This window comes from Roseomonas nitratireducens (assembly GCF_017813355.1).
GTDB classification, from domain to species: domain Bacteria; phylum Pseudomonadota; class Alphaproteobacteria; order Acetobacterales; family Acetobacteraceae; genus Neoroseomonas; species Neoroseomonas nitratireducens.
In genome coordinates, this window is sequence record NZ_JAGIYZ010000004.1 from 200,625 (window position 1) to 213,025 (window position 12,401).

The window sequence follows — 12,401 nt, forward strand, 5'->3', positions numbered from 1 at the left end:
GATCACGCCGCGACGCGGATGCCCTTCTCGCGCACCAGCTGGCCCCATTGCTCGCGCTCTGCGCGGACGAAGGCGGCCAGTTCCTCGGGCGTCGAGGGTTCCGGCGTGCCGGCCTGCTGGCGGAACACCGCGAGCGTCTGCTCATGGCGCACGGCGCTGCGCACCGCCTCGTTCAGCCGCGCGACGATGGCCGGCGGGGTGCGGGCCGGCGCGTAGAGCGCGAGCCAAAGCCCGGTCGACAGCGGCACGCCGAGTTCGCCCAGCGTCGGCACGCCTGGCGTGAGGTCGATCCGCTGCGGATGGGCGAGCGCGATGATGTGCGCGCGGTTGTCGCGCGCCAGGCTCTCCGCACCGCCCACGGGCAGCATCATGCTGTCCACCTGGCCGGAGGCGACCGCCTGCATCCCCGGCGCCTGCGCGGCGAAGGGCACGTGCAGCTTCTCGAAGCGCTGGCTGCGGGCGATGAACTCGAAGGCGAGGTGGGAGGAGGAGCCGACCCCCCAGGAAGCGTGCGACAGGCGCCCCGCTTCCCGCTGCGCTTCGCGCACGAAGCTCGCGAAATCCGTGATCTCCCGCCGGTGCGCGCCGATCATGAGCGCGAAGGGCACGCGCGTGACCATCGAGATCGGCGCGAAGTCGCCCTCGTCGTTGTAGGGCAGCGAGGGGAAGGTCGAGCGGTTGATGGCGAAGGTGTCGGTGATGCCCATGGTGAGCGTCGTGCCGTCCGCCGGCGCGCGGGCCGCGGCCGTGGTGCCGATGGTGCCGTTGGCGCCGGGGCGGTTGTCGACCACCACGGGCTGGCCGAGCGCGGCCTGCAGGCCGATCGCGACGCCGCGGCTGATCACGTCGGTGATGCCGCCTGCGCTGTAGGGGACGATGATGCGGATCGGCCGGTCGGGCCATCCGGCGGGCAGGCCGGCGGCCTGCTGGGCGGCGGCGAGCCGCGGCAGGGCGAGCGTGGCGGTTGCGCCGGCCAGGAACAGCCGGCGGGTGGACGTCGACATGAGAGCCTCCATATTATTATGAACCGCGTGTAATGAATAATCCATGTGCGGTGTTTCAAGGGGGGGCGGTCGACGTTGTTGAAACAACTTGACGGGGCGGCCCTTTCGGGGGTTCTCCCCCCGCCAGAAGCGTCAACAAACTGACTTTCGAGGAACCAACCAGCATGACACGCCTCTCCCGCCGCCCGCTGCTGGCCCTTGCGGCCCTCGGCGCGGCCTCGGCCCGCCCGGCCCTCGCGCAGGCCGCCTATCCGACCCGGCCGATCTCGATGGTCATTCCCTTCGCTGCCGGCGGCCCGACGGACACGGTGGGGCGCCTGATCGCCCAGGCGATGAGCGCCGATCTCGGCCAGCCCGTGGTGGTCGAGAATGTCGGCGGCGCGGGCGGCACGCTCGGCGCGCAGCGCGTGGCGAATGCCCGGCCCGACGGCTACACCGTCCTGCTGCACCACATCGGCATGGCGACGATCCCGACGCTGTATCGCCGCCTGTCCTACGACGCGCTCAACGGCTTCGAGACGCTCGGCCTGGTGACCGAGGTGCCGATGACGCTGGTCGCGCGCCGCAACATCGAGGCGACGAACCTGCAGGAGCTGGTCGCGCTGATCCGCCAGCGGGGCGAGGCGCTGAACTACGCCAATGCCGGCATCGGCGCGGCGAGCCACCTGTGCGGCCTGCTGCTGATGAAGGCGGTCGACACGCGCATGACGACGGTGCCGTATCGCGGCACCGGCCCGGCGATGAACGACCTGGTCGCGGGCACGGTCGACCTGATGTGCGACCAGACGACGAACACCACCGAGCAGATCCGCGCCGGCACGGTGCGCGCCTTCGCCGTGACGACGCCGGAGCGGGTGGGCGCGCTGCCGGACCTGCCGACCTCCGCCCAGGGCGGCCTGCCGGGCTTCGAGGTGAGCGTGTGGCACGGCCTGTACGCGCCGCGTGCCACGCCGGCGCCGATCGTGGCGCGGCTGAACCAGGCGCTGGTGAAGGCGCTGTCTGATGAGGGGATCGCCCGGCGCTTCGCCGACCTCGGCACCGCGCCGGTGCCGGTGGCGCGCGCGACGCCGCAGATCCATCGCGAGTTCTGGCAGGCGGACATCGCCAAGTGGCGGCCGCTGATCCAGGCCGCGGGGCAGTTCGCGGACTGACGAAAAAGAGGCGCGGCCGCGGGTTGCGCGGCGGCCGCGCCGTGACTATGGTCCGCGCCCTCCGGATGGGTGGCCGAGCGGTCGAAGGCGCGCGCCTGGAAAGTGCGTATACGTCAAAAGCGTATCGTGGGTTCGAATCCCACCCCATCCGCCAGGGCAGCCCGCACCGGGCATTCCATCCGCCGCACTTGAGCCCCAACCCCTTGAGAATGAACCTGTTGGCCGGGCGCCATCCCACACGGCGCCGCACCTAGCCGCGCGCCCGGATGTAGGGAGGCTCGGAGGGTTCGGCGGATATGTGGGCGGGCGCCGGGCAACCGGAGAACCACCTATGGCAACCACCCTGAACCGGCTGGCGGCGAAGTCGCTCGTCAGCCTCCCCGCCGGCAAGCACCACGACGGCGGCGGCCTCTACCTCGAAGTCCGCGGCGCGTCGCGCGCCTTCCTGTTCCGCTACACGCTGGACGGCCGCGCGCGCTGGATGGGCCTCGGACCCTTCCCCGACATCTCCCTCGCTCGAGCGCGCGAACTCGCCGCCGAGGCGCGCGGGCTGGTCGCGGAGCGCAAGGATCCGATCGAAGCGCGCGCAGCCTCGCGGCAGGCGCAGCAGCGGGCGGCGCGCTCGGTGGGCGATGCGGCCGAGGCCTACGTCGCGGCGCGGGCTCCGTCCTGGCGGCCGCGCATGCTCGCCGCCGTGAAGGGGCTGGTCCTGCTCTACGACCGCCCGGCAGGCGAGGCGGGGCCGTTGGCTGACTTGCCCATCGCTTCCGTGGGGAGCGAGGCGGTCGCCGCATGGCTGACGCCGATCTGGCACGCCACGCCGGCGAGGGGCGCGAAGGTGCGCGGGCTGCTGGAACAGATCATCGCGCACGCTGAGGCAGCGGGGTGGCGGGACGAAGCGCGGGCGAACCCGGCTGCATGGTCGCGGCTGAAGGCGGTGCTGCCGCCGGCCCGGAAGGTGCGGCCCGTGGTGCATCACCGCGCCCTGGACGCTTCGGACATGCCTGCGCTTTGGCAGGCGCTGGAGGGGCGCACGGGCGCGGCGGTGGAGGCCCTGCGGCTGATCATGTTGACCGCCGTTCGGCACTCGGAGGCGACGTTGGCGGTCTGGAGTGAATTCACCCTGGATGGTGACGAGCCGATCTGGACGGTGCCGGCCGCGCGCATGAAGGCGGGGCGGCCGCATCGCGTGCCGCTGTCGCCGCAGGCTGTGGAGGTGCTGCGGCGGTTGCAGGCGGTGCGGCGCGGGCCGCTGGTCTTCCCGGGGCAGTCGGGCCGGAAGCCCATCGCGAACACGACCATCTCGGCGCTTCTGAAGCGGATGGGCGGCGACTGGCACAGCAAGGTCACGCCGCACGGCGCGCGCGCGACCTTGAGGTCATGGTGCGCATCGGTGGGCGTGCCGGCCGAGGTGGCCGAAATGTTGCTGGCGCACGCGCAGCCTTCGCTGACGCAGGCCTATCAGCGGGACACGCTGGACCGGCAGCGCCGCGAGGTTCTGTGCCGGTGGGCGGATCACGTGGCCGGGCCTGTCGGAGGCTGAGACGGAAGCGGGCGGGGATCGCTCCCCGCCCGCCCTTGGTCGGCTTGCCCTGCCACGACCGCCGGGCCTGTCCAGGCTGAACCCGGCCACTCCGCGACTTGTCGCCCCTAGCCTTGACCGCCTCGCCGTGACCTCTGCCGGGGGTGAGGCAACCCCGCGCAGGCCCCCCGAAGGGGTGGCGGCACCGTCACCAACGAGGGCGCCCGTGGCAACCCCCACGTGCTGACGCCGCGCTGCCCTGTGGCGCCGCCGCCGCCCTGCCGCCTGGGGGGCGCGCCTGGGGCCGCCTGGGGGCCTGCGGGCCTGCCCTGGGCCGCCACAGGGGCGCCGTTGCCGCCTGCGGCCGCCTGGGGCCTGCCGGCGGGGCCTGGGGCCGCCCTGGGGGCCTGCCGCGCAGGCTGGGCGCCGCGCCTACCTGGGGCCGCCTTGGGCGCCCCCTGCGGCCCTGCGGCGGGGGCCGCCGCCTGCCTGCGGCGCCCTGGCGCCCGCCCTGGGGCAAAAGCCCGTGTGCGCCTTGCGCATCTGAAATGGCGGGGCGGCGCTGCGCCGTGCGCGAGTGTGCGCGAAACTACGAAACGGATGCGCGAAATCCGTTGAGCCCTCTTGGCGTGGTGTGGTGTGGCGGTGGGCGCCGCGCACCACCGCGCGGCACGCAACGCGGCCTGCGCGGCCCAACCCACGCGAACCACCACCCCATGGAACTGATCAACGCGAACGCGCTGCGGCGTCTGATTCGCGAGGAACTGCGCAGCGCGCTCGCGGAGGCGCTGCCGCTCGTCGCTCCTGCGCAGCAGGCGACGCAGGCGCCCGAACAGCAGGCTTACACCGACCGTGATCTTTTGCGGCGCTGGCAGAGGTCGGCCACGTGGCTGAGGGACATTCGGAAGCAGGGCGGCATCAAGTCCACGAGGTTCGGCAGCAGATGGATCACCAGCGCGGCCGAGGTCGCCAGGGTTGAGGCCGAGGGCCTTCCGAAGCTGCGGCGGGAGCGCCGGGCATGAGCGACACGCTGGCGGGCAAGAGCGCCACGAGCCGCGAGGGCTCCGCGCGCATCGCCGCGCAGATCGAGGCCTTCTGGCTGGAGCGCGGCTACGTGGTGAAGGCCGATGCGATGGCCACGGAGGGCGGCGTCTGGATCGTGCGCACGAACCTCGTCAACGGCCTGCCGCCGCCCGGCGCGCCCCGCGTTGAAGGCGCGCCGCGCGTGCCACCGCGCGGGTTGACCACCTGAAGGCGACCGGGTGAAGGTGGGGGGGAGGGGAGCGGCCTTTGCCGGCCGCCCCCCTCGCGGAGAACCACCGCACTGACGCCGCCGGGCATGGCGGGATCATGGAGGTTCTCTATGAGCGCGACACAACCGCGCCCGACCAGCAATCTACAGACCCAGGACACCGACGTCGAGCATGACGCGGATGGTCTGCGCGCGATGCGCCGTCTGCTCGGCGCGCTCGCGTCCGCAGTGATCCGAAAGCCGGGCCGCACGGCTGCAGACCTGCGCGCGCTGCGCTGGATGACCGGGTTCGTCGCGAACCTCGAGCGACACCATCGGGCGAGGCATCTGCGGGCGGCGTCGGGGCCGACTCGGCCGGCCGCGCTTGCGCCTCGCCGGCGCCGCGCGCGCCGCAAGGTGCCCGATCCGCCCGGCGATGAACCGGAGCCCAGGAACACGAAAGGCCGGGCGCCCTGGCAGGCGACCGGCCCTCCGTGAAGTCCATGCTGCCGAGTTCTTCTCCAACCCGGCCGCTGTGCAGAATGCACCACCACAAGCAGCGCAAACGTAGGCGCGGTGGGCGTTCTGCACAAGCGGTCCTCAACACGAGGATCGACACAATGTCGCACATCGAACCCATCAGCCGCCGCGATGCTGGCGGTAAGCGTGCCCTGGCCGCCTATCGCGACGCGCAGGATGCACCGCTCACGCTCGCGCAGTTCGCCGTCCTGAGCGTGCGCATCCGCTTCATGGACTTGGAGGCGCCGGGCATCACGTGGACAGCGCCGGACGTGATGCACGAGTGCAGCCACATCAAGGACGCCAAGACCATCCGGAAGGCCGACCGCGCGCTGATCGACATGGGCATCATGTCGCTGGACGAGGAAGCGGGGTTCTACCGCGTGGCGCGGTATCGCCTGCATCTGGATCGGCTCGCCGCGCTCGCTGCCGAGCGCCGCATGGCCTTTGAGGCGGCGAAGGGCACCAAGGCGAGGCCGGGGCGCAAGGCGAAATTGACCGGGGCTACGCCCCGCCCAATTGCGGAAATTGACCGGGGAATTTTCCCTAATTGGCAGGGGCTACGCCCCTACGAACTGCCTACGGCAACTGCTGACGTCCGTCCTTCAGTAAGTGCTACGCACAATGCCGCACCTGCGGCGCGGCGCCGTGGGAGGGATGAAGGCCAGCAGGATTCGCCACCGGCCAGGAAGGCGGGCGGCGTTCCGAAGCAGTGGGCGTGTCACCGCACCGGCTTCAAGGTGCCTCGCGAGGTGACGCCCACGACCTGGGCGGCAGCCCTGGCGCGCATGGCGCCCGAGGGCAAGCCGGTGAAGGCGCCGGCGGTGCGGTCCTGGCTGTCCGACCTCAATTCCACGATCCGCGCGGGGCGCGACCCGAACCGCGTAGCCCTGAACGCCATCCGATGCGGCTTGCCGCGCCCGAACGCGGACAGGTTTCCGGGCTGGAAGGAGACGCTGGACCAGCAGCCGCCGCAGGCCATCGCCGGCACGCTGGCATTCCGGTTCGGCGCCTTCGATCAGGAGGTCGACCTTCTGGCGAAGGCGGTGGCGTCGCTGCTGGAGGAAGGGCACGACCTGGAAGCAATCGAGTGCATCGCGGCCGAGGTGCAGAAGGCCGCCGATGCTGCTGATGCCGTAGTTGATCAGGGGCGGGCCGCCGTCCTCTGGCACAGCGTCAGGCACCACTACCGGCGCAGCGAGCAGCGCGCCGAGGCGTTCCAGACGGCGCAGGAAGTCGGCTTCGACACCAAGGGGCGGTTCCACCCGGATCACCGCCCGATGGCGGTGTAGCGCCGCGCGCCAGCGCCAGGATCCCCACCGCCAGGAGAACCCGACATGCCCCACACCACCACGCCTCGGCGCCGCAATGGCGCGAAGTCCGCGCTTGCTGACGAGAAGGTCGCCGCCGCGCTGGACCGCCTGCGCGCGGCTGGCGCACCGATCACCAAGGCCGGCCTCGCCCGCGAGGCTGGCGTTCAACTCGAAACGGTGCAGCGGCGATGGGCTGCGATCACCGGCGTCGCGCCCGCCACGAAGGCGCCGCCGCCGCAGCCGTTGCAGGCCATGGAGCGGGTCAGGCTCGCGCACCTGCTGGCCGACGCGACCAGCCCATCCGCCTCCGATGCCGATGCGCTCGCTGCGGCGCGCGCGGCTGGGCGGTTGCTCTCGCGCCTGGGCCTGACGGCGGCCGATCTGCTGATGGTCGAGCAGTATCCCGAGCAGGAGGCGGTTCGGGCCGCCGCGCGGGCTGTCCGGCGTCGGGCCTGTGCGGTGATGGCGAGCCCGTCCTTTGCGCTCCTGACCGCGTGGCAGAAGGGGTTCACGTTCAGCCTGTCCGAATGGACTGCCACGGTGTCGCCGCGCCAGTGCGAGGCCCTTGCCGAGATCGAGGCCAAGATCGCGGCGGCCGATGCCGCTGGTCTGGCAATCGCGGGCCTGACGCAGGGCGGCGCCGACCAGTCGCCATGACCGCGCTGGGCCTCTTCGGCGCCGTTGCCGCCGATCCCGACAGCCAGGTGGTTCAGGACGACCTGCTGACGCCCCACGATCCGGCAGCGCGCTACGAGCACGCCTCGCTGCGCAGGATCGCGTTCGACCGCTGGGTGGCAGGCGGTCGGGAATGGCCGCCACCGGAGGGGCTTCTATCCGCCGTGATGGGCGCAGCCCTGGGGCGGCGATGACGATGCCGGCGCAGATCGCACAGGCATCCGAATCACGCAGCGCGGCGCACTCCACGCGCGATGCAGAGCAACCGCGCAGTCCTGTCGGTTGCTCTCTCGATTGGTGTGGAAGGGGCGCCCGGTCCCTGTGAAACGGGGCGCAGGCCAAGGGCGGCACCACCCGCCCCCGGCCCGCTGATCAACAACGCTGCTTCAGGAGAGCATCGCCGTGACTGCCTTCGTCTTACCCGCGCGCGCGCAGATCGCGCCAGCGCCAGAACCACCACCGCCGCCTCGCCGGTTCACCGACGCGCAGCGCGCAGCACTCCGCATGCTCGCAGATGCGCGCTGCGAAGCCTGCGGCGCCCACGCGCCAGATGGGCACGCCGATCACGTGCATCCGCACGCCCTGGGCGGCCTGACCACCATGGGCAACGCGCAATGGCTCTGCGCCTCCTGCAACCTCGCCAAGGGCGCGCGGCCGGGCCTGGGCGCCAGGGGCCGCCATGTGCTGCCCAAGCCTGCCCACAACGGGGTGGGCCGCCGCCGCTGGCAGGGCGAGTTCCTGCCGGCCTTCCTGGCTGCCACGCGGGAGCCGGGCCGGCGCCGCTACTTCCTGGGCGCGGCCGTGGGCAGCGGCAAGACCATCGCCGCGCTCCTGGCCTACCTCGCCGGCGACTTCGACATGATCGTGGTGCTGACGCCCAAGACCGGCATTCGCGGGTCCTGGACCTCGGACGCCGCCAAGGTCGGTATCCGCCTCCAGACCGTGATGGGCAGCATGTCCATTGAGGACGGCCGGCGCGTCATGCCGCACGGCTACGTGCTGACGGCGCAGATGATCCCCTCGGTCGCCGCCTATCTCGACCGCCTGTGCCAGATGCACCGGGTTCTCGTGGTTGTGGACGAAGCGCACCACTTCGCCGCCGGGCTCGCATGGTCGGCCCAGGCTGACGCCGCGCTGGCGCACGCCGCCTTCTGGCTGCACGTCAGCGGCACGCCCTACCGCCACGATGACCGGGAGATCGCCGGCCTCCGCTACGTCAGGCACGGCAACCGCGCCGAGGGCACGCCGGACTTCCGGCGCTCCTACGCGGAAACCCTGCGCGACGGGCTGGTCGCCCCGATCATCTGCCGCTTCCTCGGCGGCTCGGTGACGCGGGTGAACCTCAACGGCACGCGCGAAACCTATGACTACGCTGACGGCGACTACACGGCGCGCACCGGGCGGCCGCAGCGCCAGCGCATGGCCGAACGCCTGCGCCTGTCCACCCTGGCATCCGACGACTACCAGCACGCCGCACTGCGCGAGGCTGTGGGCGAACTGGACCGATATCGCCAGGACGGGCAGCCCTGGGGCGGGCTGCTGGTCTGCGCCACCATCCGGCAGGCGCAGGCGCTGCATCGCCACCTGACCGGCACCCTGGGGCAACCGGCGCTTCTGCTGGTCGATGAAGCGGACACCGAGGACGGCGTGGCGCGCTTCGAGGCTGACCACGGGCTCCGCTGGATTGTCTCGATCACCAAGGTCAGCGAGGGCGTGTCGGTCCCTCGGCTGCGGGTCGCGCTGATGCTGACCAACGTGACGGCGACGCAGACGCTCGAGCAGGTTCGCGGGCGTCTGGCGCGGCTGCTGAACGGGGTCGGCAGCCTGCGGCAGGAGGCCACGTTGTTCCTCATGGCCGATCCGCGGCTGATCGCCTTCGCCCGGCGGTCCAACGAAATGGTGCTGCATGAGGTTCCCTGGCTGGCGCCTGGGGATGGCGATGACCACGCGCGGGCGATGGCGCGGCTGCGGGCGGCGATGGCTGACCGCCCCGAGGGCGATGCCGAGGCGCATGTCGGGCCGCACGATGACCCGGACATGCCGGCGCACATCCGGCGCCTGGGCGATGCTCTGCGGGACGAGGCGCAGTATCGGCCGATCCACCTTGGCGACTTCCGCCTCTACGCGCGGCCGGCCTTGGACGGCGCCGTGATCGGGTCGGAATTCGTGTCGGAAGATGAGTTCCTGGCGCTGCGCGAGCGGCTGGCGCAATTCGCCGATCCGTTCGTCGCCATGAGTGCGTCGCGGGAGTTACTGGAAGCCGCGCTGGATCTTGCCGAGGGAGTCGCGCCATGACGCAGGCCCCGATGCGCGCGGCTGTCCTGCGCGCGATAAAGCGCCTTCTGGCTGTCCCTGGTGGCGCCGTGGACCCCGCGCAGAAGCGGCGGCTGGCCTACGACGCCATGCTGTTCCGCTACGGCGCCGATCAGGTGGGGCCGTGGGATGATTACGAGGTCAAGGAATCCGGATTCTGGACCCTGGAAGCCTGCAAGGCTGATGCGCTGAACCACCAGACGCGTTCGGCATGGAAGCAGGCCTCGCGCGGCGCCTACGACGCCGCGCTACGCGAAGGCTGGATGGACGAGTGCTGTCCGCACATGGCGCCAGTCACGGCGAGGCGGGGTGGCTCTTGGACGCTGGAAGCCTGCAAGGCTGACGCGCTGCCCCACCATACGCGCAAGGCATGGAGGCAGGCCTCGTTTGGCGCCTACGACGCCGCACTTCGCAACGGCTGGCTGGACGAGTGCTGTCCGCACATGGCGCCAGTCACGGCGAGGCGGGGTGGCTCTTGGACGCTTGAGGCCTGCAAGGCCGATGCGCAGAACCATCAGACGCGCTGGGCGTGGGCGCAGGCCTCGCGCGGCGCATACTTGGCCGCGCGGCGGAACGGCTGGCTCGACCTGTGCTGCCCGCACATGCGCCGGCCTGATCCGTGCCCTCGCGCGCCGAAAGCGCCGCAGGCGAGGGCACAGCGCGCGCCCGCCACCACGAAGGCGCCGGCATCGGCGAGGCCCGGCGAGGCCTGGACGCGGGAATCCTGTCTGGCTGATGCGCGGCGTCATCCGCGGCTTGGCGTGTGGTGGTCTCGTTCGCGCGAGGCGCACGATGCGGCAAAGCGGAACGGCTGGCTGGACGAATGCTGCGCGCACTGGCGTCAGGGCAGGCGGGCGGCATGAGCGGCGCGGCATCCGAACAGGAGCGTCAGGACGGCGCGCTGGTCACCATCGCCGGAACTCGCGGTTGTCCTTCACGATCTGATCCCGCGCGAACTGGATGGCCAATCGCACCGTCGCCTCGTCAGGCTGTGGGCGTCTGGCGCCTGCGATGAACCACAGCAGGCAGCGTCCGATCAGCGCGCGCATCCTCGCCTCCGTTGGGGATGCGCGCCATCTTAGTCCCAGTGCCGCAGGAGGAAGCCATGCATGAACCCGACTTCTCGGCCGACCTTGCCGCGCTGCGCCGCGATCAGGCCGCGCTCGATGCGATGCCCGGCGTCGAATACCTGCACGGCCGATGGGTGGTCGTGCGCAATGGCATCCTGCGCGGGCTGTTCGATTGCTTCCCCGACGCATCCCGCTTTGCCACGAGCATCGGCCCCGGCCCCGCCCTAGTGCAGCAGGTCGGGGAGCCGCCCATTGTGCTGGACCTCCGGCGGTGATCCACAAAGGCACTGATCGGCTCCTGCGCATCGGCCCACTGATGGAAGTCGGAGTGCAGCGCGCACAAGAAGGCGCCCCGAAGCATCCCGCCATCGCCCTCATCGATACCGGCGCGTCCGCCTCGTGCATCGACCTCGCCTTGGCGCAGGCGCTCAATCTTGATGCCGCTGGCATCGCCACCGTCCAGAGCCACCACGGAACCACGCAACGCCCCGTCTACCGTGGCGTCATCTACTTCGGGCAGCGATGGATCGACCTGCGCCTCACCGGAGTGGCGCTTCCCGGTGATCACGAGATCACACCCTATCGCGTCCTGATCGGGCGAGATGCGCTCTCGTTTGGTCGCTTCGCCTACGACGGGCCGGCGGGCACCTTCCGCTTGGACTTCCCGCCCGCGTCCGAAGGCTGATCCCGCAGCCCACCGACATGGAGCCACGCCCATGACTGCCGACGAAGCCCGCCGCGCACTTCTGCAGATCCTCGAACAGCAGTCCGGCGGCACGGCGCCGACCGAGGCCGCGATCCTTGTCATCCAGGCGGTGGAGCGCGCTGCCGCCGCGCGGACCGCTGTTGATGCCGCCATGGACGCTGCGGCGAACGCCATCGCCGTCGCCGCGCCCGGTGCCGACGCCGCGCGCATCGCCACCCTCGCCGCCGCATGGCTCCGGGAGGCCACTGGCATCGCGCCCGACATCGGCGCCGCCGTCGCGCGCATCGCCGCCGCCTCGTTGCCGCAGCCGCAGGAGCCGCCCGACTGGACCAGCCTGCCGCCAGCGGGGCGCGCATGATCTGCGGCGCCTCGCTACACTGACCGGCGCCATGCCCGCCCCGGTCACCTTCAAGGATCTCGAATACGCCTCCCTGGCCGCAGCCGCCCGCGCCCACGGGCTGAACGCCGCCACAGTGATCAACCGCGTCCGTCGCGGATGGTCCGTCGCCCAGGCTCTCGCAACCCCGCCCATAGCGCACGGCCGGCCAGTAAAGGTCGGCGCTGCCACCTATGGCTCGCGCGCCCAGGCGATCTCGGCGTTCGGGGTCGCCGAACGAACGCTCTATGCGCGCATGGAGCGCGGCATCAGCCTTCCTGACGCTCTGGCTCTCGGCAAGCAGCCGCGCGGCCCCCGGCCCGGCACGGTGCGCACCACCGCGCTAGCCGCCGGCGCTGACCCGGTGATCGTCGCGGCGCGGCTGCGCAGCGGCTGGTCGCTCGCCCGCGCGCTGGCAGTCCCGGCGAAGCGATACCGGCGTCGCCAAACGCCGAAAGGCTGAACTCCGCGCGCCCCCGACTTCGTGCATTTTGCATAGCAAGAATCTTGCTTGGGGCGTT

General features: G+C 71.6%; 16 protein-coding genes and 1 tRNA gene. 15 read left to right on the forward strand and 2 right to left on the reverse strand.

Annotated elements, in window-relative coordinates; genetic code table 11:
• Window positions 1-2 precede the first annotated feature (2 nt).
• Window positions 3-1,004, reverse strand: a complete 1,002-nt coding sequence (locus tag J5Y09_RS06710) for a Bug family tripartite tricarboxylate transporter substrate binding protein (protein WP_209350980.1) — start codon at window positions 1,002-1,004, stop codon at window positions 3-5.
• A 164-nt stretch (window positions 1,005-1,168) separates the two neighbouring features.
• Here J5Y09_RS06710 and J5Y09_RS06715 point away from each other — a divergent pair, with 164 nt between their 5' ends.
• The 11 genes from J5Y09_RS06715 to J5Y09_RS06765 all read left to right on the forward strand — a co-directional run bounded on the left by J5Y09_RS06715 (window position 1,169) and on the right by J5Y09_RS06765 (window position 10,591).
• The gene (locus J5Y09_RS06715) at window positions 1,169-2,155 is read left to right on the forward strand and encodes a tripartite tricarboxylate transporter substrate-binding protein (protein ID WP_209350981.1); all 987 of its coding nucleotides are present in this window, start codon (window positions 1,169-1,171) and stop codon (window positions 2,153-2,155) included.
• A gap of 63 nt (window positions 2,156-2,218) precedes the next feature.
• Window positions 2,219-2,309, forward strand: a tRNA-Ser gene (locus J5Y09_RS06720).
• 177 nt (window positions 2,310-2,486) lie between these two features.
• Window positions 2,487-3,698, forward strand: coding sequence for a tyrosine-type recombinase/integrase (locus J5Y09_RS06725; protein WP_209350982.1), 1,212 nt, complete (start codon window positions 2,487-2,489; stop codon window positions 3,696-3,698).
• A 695-nt stretch (window positions 3,699-4,393) separates the two neighbouring features.
• Window positions 4,394-4,699 carry a hypothetical protein gene (locus J5Y09_RS06730; protein WP_209350983.1) on the forward strand — a complete coding sequence of 102 codons (306 nt, stop codon included), beginning with the start codon at window positions 4,394-4,396 and terminating at the stop codon, window positions 4,697-4,699.
• Window positions 4,696-4,929 carry a hypothetical protein gene (locus tag J5Y09_RS06735; RefSeq protein ID WP_209350984.1) on the forward strand — a complete coding sequence of 78 codons (234 nt, stop codon included), beginning with the start codon at window positions 4,696-4,698 and terminating at the stop codon, window positions 4,927-4,929. The genes J5Y09_RS06730 and J5Y09_RS06735 overlap by 4 nt, the downstream gene beginning before the upstream one ends.
• Before the next feature lie 111 nt (window positions 4,930-5,040).
• The gene (locus J5Y09_RS06740; RefSeq protein WP_209350985.1) at window positions 5,041-5,406 is read left to right on the forward strand and encodes a hypothetical protein; all 366 of its coding nucleotides are present in this window, start codon (window positions 5,041-5,043) and stop codon (window positions 5,404-5,406) included.
• A gap of 122 nt (window positions 5,407-5,528) precedes the next feature.
• Window positions 5,529-6,719, forward strand: coding sequence for a hypothetical protein (locus J5Y09_RS06745; protein ID WP_209350986.1), 1,191 nt, complete (start codon window positions 5,529-5,531; stop codon window positions 6,717-6,719).
• A 45-nt stretch (window positions 6,720-6,764) separates the two neighbouring features.
• Window positions 6,765-7,397 carry a hypothetical protein gene (locus tag J5Y09_RS06750; RefSeq protein WP_209350987.1) on the forward strand — a complete coding sequence of 211 codons (633 nt, stop codon included), beginning with the start codon at window positions 6,765-6,767 and terminating at the stop codon, window positions 7,395-7,397.
• Window positions 7,394-7,609, forward strand: coding sequence for a hypothetical protein (locus J5Y09_RS06755; RefSeq protein ID WP_209350988.1), 216 nt, complete (start codon window positions 7,394-7,396; stop codon window positions 7,607-7,609). Before J5Y09_RS06750 ends, J5Y09_RS06755 begins: the two co-directional genes overlap by 4 nt.
• A gap of 310 nt (window positions 7,610-7,919) precedes the next feature.
• A complete protein-coding gene (locus tag J5Y09_RS06760; RefSeq protein ID WP_209350989.1) occupies window positions 7,920-9,710 on the forward strand; it encodes a DEAD/DEAH box helicase family protein in 1,791 nt (596 codons plus the stop codon).
• On the forward strand, window positions 9,707-10,591 hold the full coding sequence (locus tag J5Y09_RS06765) for a hypothetical protein (RefSeq protein ID WP_209350990.1): 885 nt from the start codon (window positions 9,707-9,709) through the stop codon (window positions 10,589-10,591). Before J5Y09_RS06760 ends, J5Y09_RS06765 begins: the two co-directional genes overlap by 4 nt.
• Window positions 10,592-10,633: 42 nt before the next feature.
• On the opposite strand, the gene J5Y09_RS06770 is transcribed toward J5Y09_RS06765, so the two are convergent.
• Window positions 10,634-10,777: a hypothetical protein gene (locus J5Y09_RS06770; protein WP_209350991.1), complete on the reverse strand. Its 144-nt coding sequence runs from the start codon at window positions 10,775-10,777 to the stop codon at window positions 10,634-10,636.
• Between the two features lie 56 nt (window positions 10,778-10,833).
• Between J5Y09_RS06770 and J5Y09_RS06775 the strand changes: the two genes are divergently transcribed.
• From J5Y09_RS06775 to J5Y09_RS06790, 4 genes are read left to right on the forward strand one after another with little or no spacing between them, the layout of a single operon-like run.
• Window positions 10,834-11,073 (forward strand): hypothetical protein, encoded by a 240-nt coding sequence (locus J5Y09_RS06775; protein ID WP_209350992.1) that lies wholly within the window; start codon window positions 10,834-10,836, stop codon window positions 11,071-11,073.
• Window positions 11,070-11,483 (forward strand): aspartyl protease family protein, encoded by a 414-nt coding sequence (locus J5Y09_RS06780; protein ID WP_209350993.1) that lies wholly within the window; start codon window positions 11,070-11,072, stop codon window positions 11,481-11,483. The genes J5Y09_RS06775 and J5Y09_RS06780 overlap by 4 nt, the downstream gene beginning before the upstream one ends.
• A gap of 31 nt (window positions 11,484-11,514) precedes the next feature.
• Entirely contained in the window at window positions 11,515-11,862 is a 348-nt protein-coding gene (locus J5Y09_RS06785; protein WP_209350994.1) for a hypothetical protein, read from the forward strand.
• Between the two features lie 31 nt (window positions 11,863-11,893).
• A complete protein-coding gene (locus tag J5Y09_RS06790; protein ID WP_209350995.1) occupies window positions 11,894-12,343 on the forward strand; it encodes a hypothetical protein in 450 nt (149 codons plus the stop codon).
• Window positions 12,344-12,401 lie beyond the last annotated feature (58 nt).